The 13,504-nt window shown below is 66.1% G+C and carries 11 protein-coding genes; 10 read left to right on the top strand and 1 reads right to left on the bottom strand.

What is annotated here, in order from left to right; translation table 11 throughout:
- The 9 genes from QPC17_RS03135 (at position 1) to QPC17_RS03175 (ending at position 11,323) form a co-directional block, all read left to right on the top strand.
- Complete coding sequence (locus QPC17_RS03135) at positions 1-1,407, top strand: MFS transporter (RefSeq protein ID WP_068538418.1); 1,407 nt, start codon at positions 1-3, stop codon at positions 1,405-1,407.
- 54 nt (positions 1,408-1,461) lie between these two features.
- The gene (locus QPC17_RS03140; RefSeq protein WP_070448282.1) at positions 1,462-3,864 is read left to right on the top strand and encodes an extracellular solute-binding protein; all 2,403 of its coding nucleotides are present in this window, start codon (positions 1,462-1,464) and stop codon (positions 3,862-3,864) included.
- Positions 3,840-4,865, top strand: coding sequence for an ABC transporter ATP-binding protein (locus QPC17_RS03145; protein ID WP_285347457.1), 1,026 nt, complete (start codon positions 3,840-3,842; stop codon positions 4,863-4,865). The genes QPC17_RS03140 and QPC17_RS03145 overlap by 25 nt, the downstream gene beginning before the upstream one ends.
- Positions 4,866-4,940: 75 nt before the next feature.
- Positions 4,941-5,501 carry a LemA family protein gene (locus QPC17_RS03150; protein ID WP_068538525.1) on the top strand — a complete coding sequence of 187 codons (561 nt, stop codon included), beginning with the start codon at positions 4,941-4,943 and terminating at the stop codon, positions 5,499-5,501.
- Positions 5,498-7,198, top strand: a complete 1,701-nt coding sequence (locus QPC17_RS03155) for a DUF2207 family protein (protein ID WP_101923409.1) — start codon at positions 5,498-5,500, stop codon at positions 7,196-7,198. The genes QPC17_RS03150 and QPC17_RS03155 overlap by 4 nt, the downstream gene beginning before the upstream one ends.
- A 9-nt stretch (positions 7,199-7,207) precedes the next feature.
- Positions 7,208-7,426, top strand: coding sequence for a hypothetical protein (locus tag QPC17_RS03160; RefSeq protein WP_083200509.1), 219 nt, complete (start codon positions 7,208-7,210; stop codon positions 7,424-7,426).
- Positions 7,423-8,406 (top strand): bifunctional riboflavin kinase/FAD synthetase, encoded by a 984-nt coding sequence (locus QPC17_RS03165; protein WP_068538415.1) that lies wholly within the window; start codon positions 7,423-7,425, stop codon positions 8,404-8,406. Before QPC17_RS03160 ends, QPC17_RS03165 begins: the two co-directional genes overlap by 4 nt.
- Positions 8,407-8,552: 146 nt before the next feature.
- A complete protein-coding gene (gene rpsO / locus QPC17_RS03170) occupies positions 8,553-8,822 on the top strand; it encodes a 30S ribosomal protein S15 (RefSeq protein WP_062612106.1) in 270 nt (89 codons plus the stop codon).
- Positions 8,823-8,983: 161 nt separating this feature from the next.
- Complete coding sequence (locus QPC17_RS03175) at positions 8,984-11,323, top strand: polyribonucleotide nucleotidyltransferase (protein WP_285347458.1); 2,340 nt, start codon at positions 8,984-8,986, stop codon at positions 11,321-11,323.
- A 62-nt stretch (positions 11,324-11,385) separates the two neighbouring features.
- Here QPC17_RS03175 and QPC17_RS03180 read toward each other — a convergent pair whose 3' ends face one another.
- A complete protein-coding gene (locus QPC17_RS03180) occupies positions 11,386-12,078 on the bottom strand; it encodes a hypothetical protein (RefSeq protein ID WP_062612111.1) in 693 nt (230 codons plus the stop codon).
- 127 nt (positions 12,079-12,205) lie between these two features.
- Between QPC17_RS03180 and QPC17_RS03185 the strand changes: the two genes are divergently transcribed.
- Positions 12,206-13,504 (top strand): M16 family metallopeptidase, encoded by a 1,299-nt coding sequence (locus QPC17_RS03185; RefSeq protein ID WP_082661080.1) that lies wholly within the window; start codon positions 12,206-12,208, stop codon positions 13,502-13,504.

Raw genomic sequence — 13,504 nt, forward strand, 5'->3', positions numbered from 1 at the left:
ATGGCACAGACATCACGCGGGCTCGGTGTGCTCTTAGCACCGCCGGCCGCGCCCCGGCTCCCCGAAGAGAAGATTGACAAGACCTATAAGCGCATGCGCTGGCAGGTCTTCATGGGCATCTTCATCGGGTATGCAGCCTTCTACCTCATCCGCAACAACGTCTCCTTGGTCTCGGGCCTGCTCAAGGAATATGACCTGATGAACACGGTCGGGATTGGCATTGTGGCCAACGCCGTTCTCTTCTCCTACGGCCTGTCGAAGTTCTTCATGGCGATGCTCTCAGATCGAGCTAACGCCCGCTACTTCATGCCGATCGGCCTGGCCCTGTCGGCCATCATCAACATCGTCATCTCCTTCGTGCCCTCGATCGTGGGGTCGGTGGGGATCTTCGCCACCGTCATGTTCATCAACGGCTGGGCGCAGGGCATGGGCTGGCCGCCGTCGGGCCGCATCCTCGTGCATTGGTTCTCCACCTCCGAGCGCGGCTGGATGACGTCGCTGTGGAACACCGCTCACAACGTCGGCGCCGGTGGCCTGGGCCTGCTGGCCGTGTGGGCGCTGGACCAGTTCCAGACCTCCGATTCGGACTGGACGCCTGCGTTCCTCGTCCCCGGCATCGTGGCGCTCGTCATCGCCGTGCTCATCTTCTTCATGCTGCGCGATCGGCCGGAGGCGGTGGGCCTGCCCCCGATCGAGGAGTACCGTAACGACCCGGCGAAGGTGGAGAGCAAGGAGAAGAACCTGCCGTGGAAGACGATGCTGTTCAAGCACGTCCTCACCAACCGCGTGGTGGTGCTGCTCGCCATCGCCAACGTGTTCGTCTACACACTGCGCTACGGCGTGCTGTCCTGGATCCCGGTCTACCTCACCGACGTCATCCATGGCGCGAACATCAAGACCGGCATCATCGGGTTTGCGATCTACGAGCTGGCGGGCATTGTCGGCACGATCCTGTGCGGCTGGATCTCGGACAAGGTGTTCAAGGGCTGGCGTTCGGGCGCAGGCATGCTGTTCATCGCCGGCGTGGGTATCGCGCTCGTGGCCTACTGGCAGCTGCCGGCCACCGCCCCGATCTGGATCTTCTACGTGCTCATCGCCATTATCGGTGGCCTCATTTACGGCCCCGTCATGCTCATCGGCCTGCAGGCCATTGACCTCTCGCCGCGCGAGGTGGCGGGCACCGCGGCGGGCTTCACCGGCATGTTCGGTTATCTGCTCGGCGCAACGCTCGCCTCGACCGGCGTCGGCATCCTCATTGACCGCTTCGGCTGGAACGTCACGTACGCCACGCTGACCGCCATCGTGGTCCTCGCCTTCGTCCTCATGATGATCGTGGGTAAGGATGAGAGGAAGATGATGGAGGCTCGCGAGGAACTCATACGCCTGGAGACTCAGGGCAACGAGTAATCGGCGAGTGCGGGATGGCGCATAGAAGGAAGTAGCGCGACTATGCTCTCTTCTATGCGTCATTCCCGTTGGTTCCACCGCCATGCCTGGCTCGTGGTGGCGCCGCTGATCGCGGTGGGAATCATCGGGGCGCTCCTCACACGTCAGACGGAGCCGGACCTGACCATCCTGTGCTCGAACAAGGCCGAGGCGTGCGAGGCGGTGGCGCACTCCTTCGAGGCGGCTCAGGGGGTGAATGCGCTGGTGGTGCGCGTGCCGACGTCGCAGGCCCTCGCCCACATCTCCTCGCCCAACGCGCGCGGCGAGTTCGACGTGTGGATGGGCGGCCCAGCCGAGGCCTACACCCAGGCCGCCGCCGACGGTCTGCTGCGCCCGCTTGCGAGCGAGCCGGCCAACTCGATCCCGGGGCGCTGGAAGGATCCCGGCCGGCGCTGGTTTGGGATTTACGGCGGCGTACTCAGCCTGTGCGTGGCCAACGACGCCGTGGCGCCAGTTTCGTGGGACGCCCTCATCGACCCGGCCTACGCCGATGCGATCGCGATGCCGCACCCGTCGACGTCGGGAACGGCGGCCACGATCTTGTGGAGCCAGGTCGAGCGGCTTGGCTCGGAGGACGGGGCACGGGCCTACTATCGGGCGCTGGAGAAGAATGTGGGCACCTACACCACGTCGGGCACGTTCCCCGCGCCGATCGTGGCCGGCGGGCGGCTTCCCCTGGCTCTCACCTTTGACTCCTACTGTCTGGCGGAGCGGAACGCTGGCAAGGCGGTCCACCCGGTCTACTTCGCCGACGGTGTCGGTTTCGAGATCGGCTCGGTGGGGGTGCTGGCCGGGACCACGCGCCCCGAGCTGGCCGAGGCCTTTGTCGGCTACGCCATCGCCGATGAGGGGCAGATGGTGAGTGCGGCGGCTTCCACGCAGTATCCGACGTCGGCGGCGCTCGCTGGTAACCTGAGCACCACGCTCGATGCCGTGGCGGTGCCGATCTTCGGGGAGGACATCGAGCGGGCGGGCGCCCACCGCTCCGAGCTCATCGCGACGTGGGAGCGTGACCGGCTGGGCGATTCGCCCTACCTGGAGGCGTTGCCGCGCAGCCTGGTCGTGGCGCTGGCCGCCGGGCTCGTCTCCGCGCTGGCGGGCATGGCCCTGGCGCTCGGCTACCGCTTCGGCCGCTTCCGCGTGCTCACTGCCATGCTGGCCGTCACGCCCTTCCTTCTGCCGCCGGCCACGTGGGCGCTGGCCCTGACCTACCCTCCCTTCGGCCTGGACGTGGACGGTACGGGCGTGGTGATCCTCGCCAGCGCGATCTCCTCGGTGCCGATCGGCTTTGCTGTGTCGCTCCTGGCCCTGGCGGCCGTGGGTGATCGCCATCTCATCGAGGCCAGGGCACTCGGTCTGCCGCGCTCCGCGATCGCCGCCAGGCTGGTGGCGCCGCAAGCGGCCCGGGGCGTTCTCATGGCCACGGCCGTGGCCGGCCTGCTCACCCTCACCGACCCCACGCTCACCCTTGTCTTTGGTGGCACGCGGCGGTATTTCGCCTCCGAGATCCTCATCGGCATGTCGACCAACCGGCCCGGTGCCATGCCCGCGGCCCTCGCTATTTCGTGTGCGATCGCGGCGCTCGTTTCGCTCCCGCTCAGCCGGGCGCTGACGGCGCGGATCCGCAGTGTCGACCCCGCCTCACCCAGCCCGCCGGCCCCGCAGCCCTGGGCTGGCCTGCTGTTCGCGCTCGCAGTTCCCCTGGTGGCGCTCGCCTGGATCGTGGCGGCCAACGCGAGGCGCTCTGCCTCCCTGTCCGTCACGACGACCGTGGCCATCCTCCTCGTCGTCGTGACCGTCGCCCTCATCCTCGCCGGCCTTATCGTCATGGCCGTGCCCGTGCGCCGCGCACACCTGCTCGTCTATCCCTCGCTCGTGCTCGTCCTTAGTGCGCAGACCACCGGCGGGGTGTTCGTCAGTGCCCTGCACAGCGACTGGATGGAGCTGGCCGGCGCGAAGCTGGTGCCGCCGATCGTGGGCGTCGATTCGCTCTACCAGGGCTTCCTCGGGGTGGTGTTGGCCTACCTGCTGCTGGTGCTGCCGCTGGCGGTGCTGGCGATGGTGATCGTCCGCCTCGACATCCGGCCCTTCGTTGCTGCCATGCGTGACGCGGGGGCCTACCGCTTGCGCCTGGCCGGCGAGCTTCTCCCGATCGTGTGGCCCACCCTCACGATCGCGGTCGCGCTGCTGACGGGCCTGGTCCTCACGCGCAGCGCGCCGGCCATCTTTATCGACGTCGGGGGCAGACTTGCCCTGACCCCTCTGGCCGTCCAAAGTCAGGTCGCCGCCGCCGCAGACGGGCAAGCGTTCGGCCTGAGCATCATCATGAGCATGCTGGTGATCTCCCTGCTGGCGGTGGCCGGCGTGCTGTGGATCGAAGTGAGGAGGAAGCGATGGCGCTCGTCGTCGACCGTGTGAGCGCGGGGATCGTGCAGGACGTGTCGTTGCGGGTGGAACCCGGGCAGGTCCTTTCGATCGTCGGGCCATCCGGGTGCGGCAAGTCCACCCTGGTCCACGCCATCTCGGGGGCCATCCGGGCTTCGGGGCGCATCAGCTTCGGCCGTGACCTGGACTCTCTGCCCATGCACAGGCGCTCCACGGGCACGGTCTTCCAAGACTCCGTGCTCTTTCCCGGCCGCGACGTGTGGGACAACGTCGCCTTCGGGCTCGACGACACCGGCCTTGTCCCCTCCCAGCGCGAGGACCTGGTCAACCTCACGCTCGCCCAACTCAACATCCTGGGCCTGGCACACGTGGGCGTGGAGCACCTGTCGGGCGGGCAGACCCAGCGCGTGGCCCTCGCCCGCACCCTCGTTCGCCGACCGCGAATCCTCCTCCTCGACGAGCCGCTCGTCCACGTCGATCCCTCCCTGCGCGCCTCGATCCAATCCACGATTATCGAGCAGGTGCGGCGCAACAAGATCGCCGCCATCTACGTCACCCACGACGTGGAGGAGGCATGCCGGCTTGGAGATACCATGGCGATCATGGATCGCGGGCGCATCGTCCAGTGCGCAAGGCCGGCCGAGCTCTACCGTCAGCCCGCCACCGCATTCTGCGCGCGCGTCATGGGCATCCCCAACATCCTGAGCGCCAAGATCAGCCGGGCCAGCGAGGGCGTGGCACACGTGGAGTTTGGGCGAGTCTGGCTGGGGCTGCCCACCGTCCAGCAACTCGTACCGGGCCGGGCCGACGTCGTCGTGCCGCCGGAGACCCTTGCGCTCACCGAACCGGAACAGGGGATGGTGACCGGCCGGGTCATGCGTGCCATCTTCGCGCGCACGCACATGGAGTACGAGGTGGAGACGCCGCTCGGCACCCTCGTGGTGACCGAGCCGGAAACCATGCGGACGCGAGAGGTGGGGCAAGAGCTCGGCGTGGTCTTCACGTACGGCTGGTTCGTGGAAGCGCAATCCTGACGTCAGTTCGCTTAGGGGTATCTGCCAGATCTCCCCTGGTGCAGTGGCGTGCGCCATGATGTCATAATGGGGGCCATGCCTACATTATTGCTCATCATTCTTATCATCGGATTCCTGCTCCTGGCCTTCATGGGGTGGGTCATCGTCACCTACAACCGATTCGTGGCGTTGCGGGAGAACGTTCGCAACGCAATGGGGCAGATCGCCACCCAGATCGAATCCCGCTGGGATGCCCTGACTTCGGTGATCGCCGCCGCCAAACAGTACTCGGAGCACGAGGCCGAGACCCTTCTGGCCGTGACGAAGGAGCGCGCGCCCCTGCGCCCCACCTCCACCCCGGCCGACGTGGCGGCGGACGACCAGGCATTCGGCTCGATGCTCGGCCGCTTCAACGCGCTCGCGGAAGCCTACCCGCAGCTGCGCGCGTCGGAGACCTACCAGTCCGCGATGGGCGAAGTGACGCGCTTTGAGGACAACGTGCGCCACTCGCGCATGTTCTACAACGACGCGGTGACCAAACTCAACCGCTACCGCGGCCAGTTCCCCTCGATGATCGTCGGCGCGCTGTTCGGCTTCAAGCAGGAGGCCTACTTCGAAAACACGGCCACGAAGAACGAGATGCCGGGCTGGTCATGAAACGCCTCGTCTTCGCCTTTGCACTTGTCCTGATCCCGGCGCTCTTCGCCCCGATCCCGGCACAGGCGACCGAGATTTCAAGCATCGACATCGTGGCCGAGTTGCAATCGGACGGGTCGATGCGCGTGACCGACACCCGCACGTTCACGGCGCAGGACGGCACCGAGCACTACATTTCGCTCGGCAACCTCGCCGATTCGAAGGTCTCGGACTTCTCCGTGGTGCTCGATGGCAAGTTGCTGACCGACGTGGGCGAGTGGGACGTGGACCGCAGCCTGGAGGAGAAAGCCGGCCAGTCGGGCGTCGTGACCCTCGACGACGGCTACGAGCTCGCCTTCGGCTTTGGCACGTACGGCACCCACACCGCCGTCATGACGTACACGGTGACGAACGTGGTCAAGAACCTCACCGACGGCGCCCAGGCCGTGTACTGGGAGTTCATCCCCTACAACATGACGTACAGTGAGTCGATCTCGATCTCACTGACGAACGCGATCGGCATGACCTACACGCAGGAAAACTCGCGCGTGTGGGGGTTCGGCTACGAGGGCCGCACGGCGATCACAGCTAGCGCGCTAACGGCCAGCTCCTCCGGGCCGATCGACTCCTCGGACCACATGGTCATGCTCGCGATCTTCCCCGAGGGGCCCTTCGCCACCACCTCGCAGCTCGACCACACCGCCGAGTCCCTCGAGGCGAAGGCGAAGGAGGGCTCGGACTTTTCCGATCGCGGCGACGATTCCGAGGGCGACTTTTTGGTCACGGGAGAATCGTCATCGACGGGCAAGTTGCTGTCGATCCCCATCCCCGCGCTTCTCACCATCGCGTTCGTTGCGATCGGGCTCGATGTGGCCAGGAGGTCGAAGAACTCGACGAAGCACGGCTTCGCGGGCCGGGTGGAAAAGGACGAGTACTGGCGCGACATCCCCTACGACGGCCGACTGGAGGACCTCGTGGCCCTCTATGGCTCTCCGTTGCCCGGACTCGCCACCGCGCTCTTCCTCACCTGGGTGGGGCAGGGGGCCGTGCGTGAGACGACGATGGAGCGGGGCCGCTTCTTCAAGCGCGACGAGCCGGCCTTCATTATCCAGCGCGAGCCCGTGATCCAAGGGCCCACCGAGCAATGGCTGTGGTCCATAATGATGGCAGCTGCCGGCGAGGACGGGATCTTGCAGGCCAGCGAGATCGAGCGATACACGCGCAGGAATGTCTCTACCATGAAGCGGTGGCGGGAAGAAGCGCTCGATCAGTCACGCCTGGAGATGATCCACCAGGGCCTCATGGTCAAGACGAAGAAGAGAGTGCTGGGCGTGTTCCCCACCACCAAGTACGACGCGACCGACCGCGGCAAGGAGCTCGCCCGCCGCGTCGTCATGCTGCGCAACTACCTGACGGACTTCTCCTTGCTCGCCGAACGCGGCGCCTCCCAGGTGCTGCTGTGGGACCAGTACATGGTGTGGGCCGGCTACCTCGGGATCGCGCAGGAGGTCCAGGAGCAGTTCAAGATCGTGGACCCGGACTACGCGACACAGTCCAGCTTCACCCCGAACTCGGTGTCCATGGCCTCCTCGATCTCCTCCTCGCTCAGCTCCGCGTACAACGACGCCACCTCCTCGTCCTCGGGCGGGGGCGGCTTCTCCTCCTCCGGCGGCGGTGGCGGTTCGTTCGGTGGGGGATCCGGCGGCGGCATCCGTTAGGATGAACCTATGAGTGAACAATGTGGATGCGGTGGCAAGGGCCACGAAGGACACGGCCACGGCCGTGGCGGCTGCGGGTGCGGCGGCCACGGGCACGGGCAGGGCCGTGGCGGCTGCGGTTGCGGTGGCAAGGGTAAGCACCACGGCGTGCGCACGGCTAACACCCCCGCGGGCGCCCCAGACGATCGTTCCGAGGGCCGGATGCAGCTCGGATTGCGCGGGCAGTGAAGGTGTTTCACTCGGCCGAGGATTACGACCTCGGCCCCTCGGTTGTGACCATCGGTATCTTCGACGGCGTCCACCGCGGACACCACGAGATTCTCGCCCAGACCGTGGAGCAGGCTAGCGAGCGCGGCGTTGCCTCCGTGGCGCTCACTTTTGACCCCCACCCCAGCCACGTCCACCGTCCCGACGTCGACCTCCCGCTCATCTCAACCCTCGAGGACCGTCTCAATATGCTGGAGGCGGCAGGCCTGGACGGCGTCGTCGTGCAAAAGTACGACCTCGACTACGCCGAGACGACCCCTAAGGCCTTCGTGGACGAGGAGCTGATCGGGAAGCTGAAGGCGGTGGCCGTCGTCGTCGGCGAGGACGTGCGCTTCGGCAAGGGCAACGCCGGGGACGGGCAGTTCCTGGTCGAGTACGGCGAGGGCCGGATCGACGTGACGCTCATCGACGACCTGGGCGGGCCGTCCGGCAGGCGCTATTCCTCCACGTGGGTGCGCGAGTTGCTCGAGGCGGGCAACGTGCGTAAGGCCGCGAAGATCCTCGGCCGGCCACACCGGCTGCGCGGGATCGTCCAGCACGGCTTCAAGCGCGGGCGCGAGCTCGGATTCCCCACGGCGAACCTGCCCGGCTCGGGCGTGGGGGAGGTGCCGCGTGACGGCGTCTACGCTGGCTGGGTGGTGCGGCAGGTGAAGGGATCGACGGCGACAGTCCACCTTCCCGCCGCGATCTCGATCGGCACGAACCCCCAGTTCGACGGCGAGGAGCGCACGGTGGAGGCCCATGTGCTCGGGCGCGCCGACCTGAACTTGTACGGGGAGGAGATCGCGATCGACTTCGTAGATTACGTGCGCCCAATGATGAAGATGGACTCGGTGGAACAGCTGCAGGCCCAGATGGATGACGATCTGCGCAAGAGCGCGGAGATCCTCGGCGTGCCGGTCTCGCACAGGGTGGACCCGAAGGACGTCACGGCCCGCTAACTGACAGAGGCGCATATCACCCATGCGGCCACGGAGGCGTGATTGCGCGCCGTGCTAGACTAGCTAAGCCGTTCGATCGGCCGCGGAGCGTCATCGCTTGGGAGAACATGCCCCAGGCTCCGCGCAACGAGTAGAAGGAGAATCGTATGGCTCTGTCCAAGGAGCGTAAGGACGACATCATTAAGGAATACGCGACTCATGAGGGCGATACCGGCTCTCCCGAAGTGCAGATCGCTCTGCTCTCGGCTCGTATTTCTGAACTCACGGAGCACTTCCGCACCCACAAGCACGATCACCATTCGCGCCGCGGCCTGATGCTCCTCATCGGTAAGCGCAAGCGTCTTCTGACGTATCTTCAGAACGAAGACATCGAGCGCTACCGTTCGCTGATTAAGCGTCTCGGCCTGCGCCGCTAGACGCCCGATCGGCTCGCTCCCCATGGAGCGGGCCGATTGTTCGTCTCACCGCCTGGTGGGCGAACGTAGAAGAAGTTATCCCCGTCGGTCCTCGGTTGTGGTTGCCGCTCACGAAAGCGTCAATGACAATCGATGACCGCGGGCAGATGAAAAGGAGATCCATGGAGGGTCCAGACGTGAAGTTCGCCGAAGCCGTTATTGACAACGGCTCGTTCGGCACCCGTACCGTTCGTTTCGAGACCGGCCTGCTTGCCCGCCAGGCTGCCGGCTCGGCACTTGCTTACCTCGACGGCGAGACGACCATCCTGTCCGCCACCGCCGTCTCCTCTCAGCCGAGGGAACAGTTCGATTTCTTCCCGCTGACCGTTGATGTCGAAGAGCGCCAGTACGCGGCCGGCCGCATCCCCGGCTCGTTCTTCCGCCGCGAGGGCCGCCCGTCCACCGACGCGATCCTGGCCTGCCGCCTCATCGACCGCCCGCTGCGCCCGGCGTTCGCCAAGGGCCTGCGTAACGAGGTTCAGATCGTGGCCACCGTGCTCACGGTTCACCCGGATGACGCCTACGACGTCGTCGCCATGAACGCCGCCTCGATGTCCACCCAGATTTCCGGCCTGCCGTTCTCGGGCCCGATTGGTGCCGTGCGCTTGGCCCTCATCGACGGCCAGTGGGTGGCCTTCCCGCGCTACTCCGAGCTTCCGGATGCCACGTTCATCATGGTGGTGGCCGGCCGTATTGTTGGCGACGACATCGCCGTTATGATGGTCGAGGCCGAGGCTGGCGATGAGGCGCTGGACAACGTGGCCAAGGGCGGCACGAAGCCCACCGAGACCTCGGTTGCCGAGGGCCTCGAGGCCGCCAAGCCCTTCATCCGCACCCTGTGCGAGGCGCAGCTCAAGCTCGCCGAGCAGGTGGAGAAGGAAGAGCTTGACCTGCCGCGCTTCCTGCCGTACGAGGACGAGGAGTTCGAGGCTGTTGGCCAGCAGATCAACGGCCGCTTCGAGGCCCTGTGGGGCATCGTGGACAAGCACGAGCGCGACGACGCCCTCAACGAGCTGACCGAGACCATCGTCTCCGAGCTGTCCGACCGCTTCGAGGACCGCGAGCAGGCCCTCACCCTGGCTGTGAACCAGCACTGGAAGGAGGAGATGCGCTACCGCGTCCTCACCGAAGGCGTGCGTATGGACGGGCGTGCCCCGGCACAGATCCGCACCATCACGGCCGAGACCGAGGTGCTTCCGCGCGTTCACGGCTCGGCCCTGTTCCAGCGTGGCGAGACCCAGATCCTGGGCGTGACCACCCTCAACATGCTCAAGATGGAGCAGCAGCTGGACAACCTCTCGCCGGTCACGGCCAAGCGCTACATGCACCACTACAATTTCCCGCCGTACTCGACCGGTGAGACGGGCCGCGTGGGCTCGCCCAAGCGCCGCGAGATCGGCCACGGCATGCTCGCCGAGCGCGCCCTGGTCCCGGTCCTGCCCGCGCGCGAGGACTTCCCCTACGCGATCCGCCAGGTTTCTGAGGCTCTCGGCTCCAACGGTTCGACGTCGATGGGCTCGGTTTGTGCCTCCACCCTGTCGCTCCTCAACGCGGGTGTGCCGCTCAAGGCTCCGGTTGCCGGTATCGCCATGGGCCTGATCTCCGGCGTGGTTGAGGGCGAGCAGCGCTACGTTGCGCTTACCGACATCCTCGGCGCCGAGGACGCGCTTGGCGACATGGACTTCAAGGTGGCTGGCACGCGTGACATGGTGACGGCCCTCCAGCTTGACACCAAGCTGGACGGCATCCCGGCCGCGGTCCTCGCCCAGGCGCTCACCCAGGCTCACGAGGCCCGCCTCGCGATCCTCGACCTCATCGAGGAAGCCGCCCCGGCCCCGGACGAGATGGCGGAGACCGCCCCGCGCATCATTTCCATCAAGATCCCGGTGGACAAGATCGGCGAGGTCATCGGCCCGAAGGGCAAGATGATCAACCAGATCCAGGAGGACACGGGAGCGGAGATCTCGATCGAGGACGACGGCACGGTCTACATCGGCGCGAACGACGGCCCGTCGGCCGAGGCCGCCCGCCAGACCATCAGCGCGATCGCCGATCCGCAGATGCCGGAAGTGGGCGAGCGTTTCGTGGGCACGGTGGTCAAGACCACCACCTTCGGTGCGTTCATCTCGCTGGCCCCGGGCAAGGACGGCCTCCTGCACATCTCGCAGGTCCGCCGACTGGTCGGTGGCAAGCGCATCGACGCCGTGGAGGACGTGCTCAACGTTGGCGACAAGGTCGAGGTCGAGCTGGCCGAGATCGATCAGCGTGGCAAGCTCTCGCTCCACGCGGTCCTCACCGACGAGCAGCTGGCCGCTGAGGCCGAGCAGAGCGCGAAGGAAGAAGAGGATCGCCCGCGTCGCCGTAACCGCCGCGAGGATGGCGAGAAGCGTGGCGGCGAGCGTCGTCGCCGTCGCACTCGCACCCGCGAAGAAAGCGACTCGGAGGAGTCCGCTGACGAGTAATCGGTAGATGGGTGAGGGGCCGGTCCGCAGGGGCTGGCCCCTCGCCCTTATCTCTCCAGGGTCTACGAAGACTGCGACAACTTCCAAAACGCGGCTGAGACGAGACCGAGCCAGGCGGGGGAAGGTGTTCCATTGGGGTTGGTGTAGGCGTCGGTGCCGGGTGCCCAGTAGGTCCACCGGTCATCCCGGAGGACCGCGGTGGCGTGGCTGAGAACGGGATAATCGTCGCTCAGCACGCCGAAGAGTCGATAGATTGGCTCGTATTCGTCATCGCGGGGAACCTCGCGCTCGAGCAGACGATACATCGTTCCGCCAGAGTTGACATGAATCGTGAGGTAGTTGTGCACTGCGACGATGGACACTCTACCTTCTGGCAGGTCCACTTTGGGTGCACGCAAGCCTTCGGCCAAGGCAGAACAGGCGCGGCGAGTGAACTCGGCCCACGGGCCATCTGGCTCGTCGATCCATCGACCGTCGCGAACTGAATATCGGCCCAGGATGTTATCTTCGACCCACGGCGTATGCAGGGTTGCGACAGATATATCGCCGTTGTCGTTTAAGCAGATGTCGGGTTCGAGGCGGCTGCCGCCAGCGCCATCGAGGCGGTCCCAGACTTGGAAATAGAACAGGATGTCCGGGTCGAACCACTGGATGGATGTGCTTGCGTCGGCGAACGTGGTGACGAGGGCTCCGGCGCGCGGCCGACCCTGCGGGGTCTGGGGAAGCGTGGGCCAGGGAATAAAATGTGCGTGCATGCGTAATCCTCAGTAGATGCTTTCGTTACGGATTGTAAATCTGTGACCAGAGAGCTCACCAACGCGTGGGCAAGCCCGTTGCGACAGGTGGTGTGGTTGAGACGAAAAAAGTAAGATGGGCTATCTTATGGCGCTACAACTACCACTGGATCTTCCGGGCACTCTCGCATTCGACGACGACGGCATCCCCACCCAGCGCACCCTCCTCCCCAGCGGCATCCGCGTGCTTACCCAGCACGTGCCGGGGCAGAAGTCGGTGGCGCTCGGTTTCTTGGTAGGAGCCGGGTCGCGCGACGAGGCCCGGGACGCTGAAGGATCCACACACTTCCTTGAGCACTTGCTCTTCAAGGGCACGCACACAAGGTCGGCCGCGGAGATCTCGGCCCTGGGCGACGCGCTGGGCGGTACGATGAACGCCGCCACGGCCCGCCTGTATACCTGCTACTACGGCCACGTCTTCGCCGGCGACCTGCCTGAATTGCTGAATCTCCTCGTGGACATGTTCTGCAACTCGCGCCTCGACCGATCCGACATGGAGCTCGAGCGCGGCGTCATCCTCGAGGAGCTCGCCGCTGCCGACGACGACGTGTCCGACGTCGCGTCCGATGCCATCCTGGAGCTCGTCATGGGCACCCACCCGCTGGCGCGGCCGATCGGTGGAACGTTCGAGACGGTGGAGGCGCTCGACCATGAGCACATGGTGGGCCACTACCGGGACAACTACCATGCCGGAGAGCTCATCGTGACCGCCGCGGGGGAGGTGGACCACGATCGGCTTGTTGCCCTGCTGACCAAGGAGCTGCGCGAGGCGGGGTGGGACCTGGCCGAGCGGGCGCCGGAACCGCGCCGCCGCGGAGCGGACATTCGGTATACGGCCGGGGGTGAGGGCTTCGCGGAGCGCCCAGGGCGCCAGTCCTCCGTGGTGGTCGGATACCCCGGGCTGCCGCTCCTGGACGAGCGGGAGGAGATCCTCACTGCGCTCGAGACGATCCTGGGCGGCGGCCAGTCCTCGCGGCTCTTCCAGGAAGTGCGCGAGCGGCGCGGGCTGGCCTATGCCACCTATGCCTGGCAGGCCGGCTACCTTGAGGGTGGCCTGGTTGCGATGGAGGCGCTGTGCTCGCCCTCCCACACGCAGGCGGTGGCAGAGATCATGACCGAGTGCCTGCATGACATCGCGGACAGCGGTGTGAGCGAGCGCGAGGTCGATATCGCCTTCCGCCAACGCCGGGCCCGCCTCGTCTTTTCCGCGGAGAGCAACTCGTTTCGGCGCTCCCGGCTCGGCACGTCCGAACTGTTCGGGCGTCTGCGTTCGCTCGACGAAGTACTTGCCCAGGCGCGCGCCGTCACTGCGGAGCAGATCCAGGAGCTGGCCCGCGATATCGCCCGCTCGCCGAGATCGCTCATGATTGTCGGACCCGGGTCTTAG

It is taken from the genome of Trueperella bernardiae, assembly GCF_030246965.1.
Taxonomy (GTDB): Bacteria; Actinomycetota; Actinomycetes; order Actinomycetales; family Actinomycetaceae; genus Trueperella; species Trueperella bernardiae.

Excerpts from the sequence above, each read along its gene's own strand:
- QPC17_RS03175 (WP_285347458.1), top strand. The coding sequence starts at position 8,984 with ATGGAGGGTCCAGACGTGAAGTTCGCCGAAGCCGTTATTGACAACGGC.
- QPC17_RS03155 (WP_101923409.1), top strand. The coding sequence starts at position 5,498 with ATGAAACGCCTCGTCTTCGCCTTTGCACTTGTCCTGATCCCGGCGCTC.
- rpsO (WP_062612106.1), top strand. The coding sequence starts at position 8,553 with ATGGCTCTGTCCAAGGAGCGTAAGGACGACATCATTAAGGAATACGCG.
- QPC17_RS03180 (WP_062612111.1), bottom strand. The coding sequence starts at position 12,078 with ATGCACGCACATTTTATTCCCTGGCCCACGCTTCCCCAGACCCCGCAG.
- QPC17_RS03160 (WP_083200509.1), top strand. The coding sequence starts at position 7,208 with ATGAGTGAACAATGTGGATGCGGTGGCAAGGGCCACGAAGGACACGGC.
- QPC17_RS03135 (WP_068538418.1), top strand. The coding sequence starts at position 1 with ATGGCACAGACATCACGCGGGCTCGGTGTGCTCTTAGCACCGCCGGCC.
- QPC17_RS03145 (WP_285347457.1), top strand. The coding sequence starts at position 3,840 with ATGGCGCTCGTCGTCGACCGTGTGAGCGCGGGGATCGTGCAGGACGTG.
- QPC17_RS03150 (WP_068538525.1), top strand. The coding sequence starts at position 4,941 with ATGCCTACATTATTGCTCATCATTCTTATCATCGGATTCCTGCTCCTG.
- QPC17_RS03140 (WP_070448282.1), top strand. The coding sequence starts at position 1,462 with ATGCGTCATTCCCGTTGGTTCCACCGCCATGCCTGGCTCGTGGTGGCG.
- QPC17_RS03185 (WP_082661080.1), top strand. The coding sequence starts at position 12,206 with ATGGCGCTACAACTACCACTGGATCTTCCGGGCACTCTCGCATTCGAC.